The sequence below is a fragment of the Protofrankia sp. Cr2 genome (assembly GCF_963555885.1).
Taxonomy (GTDB): domain Bacteria; phylum Actinomycetota; class Actinomycetes; order Frankiales; family Frankiaceae; genus Protofrankia.
In genome coordinates this window covers 1-5,135 of sequence record NZ_CAUVXG010000012.1, presented here as the reverse complement: position 1 = coordinate 5,135, position 5,135 = coordinate 1, and the positions used below count along the sequence as shown (strand labels likewise).

Genomic DNA, 5,135 nt, shown 5'->3' with positions numbered 1-5,135 from the left:
CACGCACCCCAGCCCCGCTTCTTGATCCACTCCCCTATTGCCGGTCGCTCTAAGCGGCTGTCAGTCGGGATCCGGGTTGGACATGACATGAAACGGTGGGCAGACCGCCGAAGAGTGGTAGGCAGCCGCCCCCAGCGCAAGGCCCACCCGTTCCAGCGGGTCGAGATGGGCGCTCCCGAACAGGGAACCGAGCGCGAACTCCTCGCCGCAGCCGACCGCATCGTACAGGTCGATGCTGCGGCCGATCTGGAAGTCGGAGTCGATCCGGTAGAGCCGGCCACGGATACCGACCAGGAACACCCCGCCCTCCTCCGAGCCCGACTCATTGCGCGCATAGCCACCCTCGCGCAGGCAGTCACGCACGGCGGAAATGAAGTCGGTGGCCATGAACCGATCTATGTCCCAGGTCTGCGGGAGAGGCGGAAGCAGGCTGTACCGCAGGAGTTGACCCATCCGGAACGACGATGTGAAGCCCATGATAAACTCACTGTTCCGGAACACCTTGGTGTCGGCGCGAACCGTGATCGAGTAGCCGGCCACGCCGGCACTGTCACCACCAATGATCACCCTGCCGTCATGCTCAAGACCGACGATGCAGGTCACAACGAAGAAGCATATCCGGTCGAGACGCGATGTGTCCGACAAGCCCCGGATAACCCTCATCGTACATATGTCGCTTCAACAGGTCATGGGGTCATAGGGTCATAGGAAGAGACTGCTCAGCCCAGATGATCTTACCGTCACGAGTTTGGCGGGTTCCCCAGCGCCCAGCGAGCGCAGCGACCAGAAACAGACCGCGTCCGCCCTCGTCAAGGGTTCGGGCACGGCACAGGTGCGGGGCCGCGCTGCTGGCGTCGGAGACCTCGCAGATGAGGGCGGTGTCCCGGATCAACCGCAGCTGGATGGGCCCCCGAGCATGACGGATCGCGTTGGTGACCAACTCGCTGACGAGCAGCTCTGTCGTGAACGCGGCGTCGTCCAGCCCCCACGCGGCGAGGGTGCGCAATACCCCCGCCCGAGCGTGGGTGACCACAGCCGGATCGGCGGGCAGGTCCCAGCTGGCGACCTGGCTCTCATCGAGAGTCCGAGTGCGGGCAATCAGCAGCGCAACGTCATCGGCGGGATGTTCGGGTAGCAGGGTCTTGAGCACCCGGTCGCAGATGGCCTCCAACGACGGCGAGAGCTCCGGCGACGAAGGCAGGAGTTCGTCGGTGGGCCGAGGCGGGGCGAGTGCACCGCGCAGCGCGTCGAGCCCCACATCGATGTCATACGCGCGGGACTCGACCAGCCCGTCGGTGTAGAGGACGAGCAGACTGCCCGCCGGCAGTTCGACCTCGACAGCCTCGAACGGCAAAGCGCCCAGCCCGAGCGGTGGGCCGGCAGGCACGTCCAGAAAATCGACCGTGCCATCAGGGGCGACCAGCGCGGGCTGGAGATGACCGGCTCGCGCCAGGGAGCAGAGACGGGAAACCGGATCATAGACAGCGCACAGACAGGTCGCACCGATTTCGTTGACGGCCTCGCGGTCCGAGGGAACGACGTTTTTCGCGGCTTCATCGTAGTCCGCGGCGAGACGCACGACCACATCGTCCAGACGGGTGAGCAGCTCGTCCGGTTCAAGATCGATATCAGCCAACGTACGGACGGCGGTCCGCAGTCGGCCCATGGTCGCGGCGGCATGGACACCATGACCGACCACGTCGCCGACCACCAGTGCGACCCGGGTTCCAGACATCGGAATCACGTCGTACCAATCACCCCCCACACCGACCTGGGAACTGGCCGGCAGGTAGCGGGATGCGACCTCGACGGCGCTCTGTTCGGGCAGCCGTTGTGGTAGCAGACTGCGCTGAAGGGCGAGTGCGGTCGTGCGCTCACGGGTGTAACGGCGAGCGTTGTCGATGGACACCGCGGCCCGGGAACCGAGTTCCTCGGCGAGGACGAGGTCATCCTGTTCGAAGGCTTCCGGGCGCTGGTGTCGGGCGAATATCGCAACTCCGAGGGTCGTTCCGCGGGCACGTAGTGGCACCGCCATCACCGAGTGGAACCCGTACTCACGGGCCACGGCCATGCGGGCAGGATCCCCTGCCACCCATCGGGCGACATCGGGGTCGGCAATCCGGTTCAGAATGGGCTGGCCGGTTGCCAGACATCGGGCTGGGGGCGAGAAGGCCGGATAGGTGTCCACCTCCCCCAGCTTGACCACAACCTCCGTGCTGCCTTCGACAACGGACCGGTGGGCGACGCGACGCAGGGCGACCGGGCCGACCAACGGACCGGGAGCCGGCTCACCCCCGAAATACACCGAATCGAGCAGATCGACGCTGGCCCAGTCCGCTAGTGCGGGGATGGCCATGTCGGCCAGCTCCTGGGCGGTCCGGGTCACGTCAAGGGTGCTGCCGATACGGGTACTCGCATCGTCGAGCAGGGCCAACCGCTGCCGGGCCCAGTACTGCTCGCTTACATCGAAGGCGGCGGCGAACACGCCCAGCACTCGACCGTCCGGAGCCTTGATCGGCGACATGCTGGTGGCCCAGGCGTGGTCGCGGGGCTCGGAGGGGGCTCGAACATAGTTCTCGTAAACTACCGATCGACCGGTTTCCACCACCTGACGCAGCTTCCCGGCAAACCCTGCGTAGCTGGGGTTGCGCAGCGCGTCCATGAACGGCTGTCCGCGGAGCTCGTCCTCCTCAAGGCCCAACATGGATTTCGCGCCAACGCTCAGCCGCCAGAACCGAGTCTGGGCATCGTAGATCACGATAAAGAGTTCGGACTGCGTGAACCCCCAGTCCGCGATCGTCCGATCGTCCACGGGCGCCAACGGATTCTCCTTCGGATCCGCCAGCCTCTCCGGATCACCCAACCTCCCCGGATTACCCTGCACTCCGGGGGCGACCAGGAACCACTGAACCCCCCCGTCAGCGTCCAGCAATGGATAGGCACACAGTGTTACATCGAGGATCCGGCCGTCGCAGTGACGCACGGCGACTTGCCCACTCCAGCTCCGCTGCTCCGCCACGGCCAGGCGGAGGGCGCCCGGAATGGCGGTGGCAAGGATGCCGACCCCGGACTTCCCGACGATCTCATCCGGGGAATAACCGAGCATCCGACAGGCAGGCCCGCTCCACGCGATGACGGTGCCATGCGGGTCAACTGCGGCTGTGGCCGCATTCACCACACCAAGAAAATCATCAATCCGACCGTCGACGGCCGGGCCGCGTGCGTCCATTGTCATCTATCTCGCTCTTCCCCGTCGCGCCCCGGTTAGAACCAGGAAATCGCGACCTATACCCGACAGCGGGAGCTGTGGTCAACTACCCGGGAAGCCGGAGTCACCAAGGGCGAGCATTGCCTGACAGACCTCGGCGGGACACATCGGCGGCTCGGGCAACGGGCGGGCCCGTTCAGCGCGAAAGGCGTCGAGCATGAGGCCGAGGTGACGTTGCCAGGCTCGAGGAGCAACGCTGCGGGTCGCCTGGATGATGCGGGTGTTGGCCCAGATGAAAATGGCGATGTCCTCCGCAGTAACGTCGTCACGTAGCGTACCCTGCTGCTGGGCGCGGGCGACGATGCGGCAACTGAGATCGTAGGCGCTGCTTCTAGCCTCCTCCAGCCGATGGGCCTTGGGTAGGTGCATCGAGGCCACATCGTTGAAGCCGCGATCATGGGCCTGGAGGCTGCACAACCGCTCCAGGTAGAAGGTGAAGCCGTCCCAGGCGTCGGTCATGGCCAATGCCTGCTCACCGGCCTCAACCCAGGACCGCAACTTGTCGAGGAAGATTGACTCGATCAGGTCGATGCGGGTGGGGAAGTGTCGGTAAACGGTGCCGATCGCCACACCGGCGCGCCGGGCGACTGCTTCCAACGACGCGTCGACGCCCTGTGCGGCAAAGACGTCACGCGCAGCCAACATGATCGAATCACGGTTGCGCTGTGCGTCGCGACGCAGCTGGCGCTCCCGACAATTGGAACGCGGCACATCGAGCATGCTTCCAGCCTACGGATGAACGTACCGTTGTGTTACGTGACGCCAGCCATCATGTGACGAAAACCTGGCTTTTTCGTCACATGATAATGGCCCGTCCGTTCCGGCAGGGAATACGCTCGCCCATCGGTTCGGACGGGCGTATTCGAACGTCGCCTGCGGCGCGAAAATGCGGCGCGAAAAATCGATCATCACAGCCTCCGGTCGAGACGAACCGGCTGCTTTCCGGATCACCCGACGGACGGCACCACGATGAGATCCAGATCGATCGCCTGGTAGCGGGCGACCATACCCTTCATCTTACTGACACCGAACTCGTTTCGATCGATCCGGGTGACCGCATGGAACCGCACCTCATTGTCGGCCGGTGCCGCGGCGGTGATCGTCAGTTCCACCGGCCGGGAGACACCATGGACGGTAAGAGTGCCGGGCACGACCCACGCGCCGGAAGCCTCCCGGATCCCTTCGGCGACGAACGTGATGTCCGGATGGGTTGCGACGTCGAGAAAATTCTTTGTCTTGAGATGGTCATCCCGCTTGCGGTTAGCGGTGTTGACGCTGGTCGCGTCGAGCACGGCGCGAACGCCGGACTTTTCGATCGGGTCGGCGACAACCACCGCGCCTTCACGAACGGCGACGGTGCCGACCGCTTTGGCAAGCCCGAACATGCCGCGGGTGGTGAACCGCACGGTGGAGCGCTCAGGGTCGATACGGTAGGTGCCTGCGCGGGGTACCGCCACATCCTGTATCGATACCGGCCGTCCTGCCATGGTCTTTTCCTCCTGATGGCCTCAAGGCTGCCGGCCACGTGAAAAGCCTGGGAAAAGCATCTACGCCATCGACGAGCGACATGTGCGCGATTTCACGAGCGGCCGAGCTGCCCACGATGAACGTTGTCAGCATAACACGAACATGAGGCTGACCTCGACTTACGTGATCCGATACCGGGACCTGACCTGCCGCCACGCGACTAGGACGTCATCGATCAAGGACGATCGACGCACAGGTGGAGCCCACCCCGATCGTGAGGCCGGGGTGCTAGTATGATCATCGACTGTGACCATCCCGCGCCAGCCGCCCGCAGCCGCGCCGGATGATCCTCGGAGCGGATGGCCCGGCCCGGATGCGAAAGGTCAGATCGACTACGGCC

The 5,135-nt window shown here is 64.7% G+C and carries 4 protein-coding genes; all 4 read right to left on the bottom strand.

From position 1 onward, the window contains the following. Positions 1-60: 60 nt before the first annotated feature. A complete protein-coding gene (locus U9978_RS08210) occupies positions 61-603 on the bottom strand; it encodes a hypothetical protein (RefSeq protein ID WP_322760547.1) in 543 nt (180 codons plus the stop codon). 91 nt (positions 604-694) lie between these two features. Then, on the bottom strand, positions 695-3,235 hold the full coding sequence (locus tag U9978_RS08205; RefSeq protein WP_322760467.1) for a SpoIIE family protein phosphatase: 2,541 nt from the start codon (positions 3,233-3,235) through the stop codon (positions 695-697). Positions 3,236-3,310: 75 nt separating this feature from the next. Then, entirely contained in the window at positions 3,311-3,988 is a 678-nt protein-coding gene (locus tag U9978_RS08200) for a helix-turn-helix domain-containing protein (protein WP_322760466.1), read from the bottom strand. A 227-nt stretch (positions 3,989-4,215) separates the two neighbouring features. Beyond that, positions 4,216-4,755: a YceI family protein gene (locus U9978_RS08195; RefSeq protein ID WP_322760465.1), complete on the bottom strand. Its 540-nt coding sequence runs from the start codon at positions 4,753-4,755 to the stop codon at positions 4,216-4,218. Between the last annotated feature and the right edge of the window lie 380 nt (positions 4,756-5,135).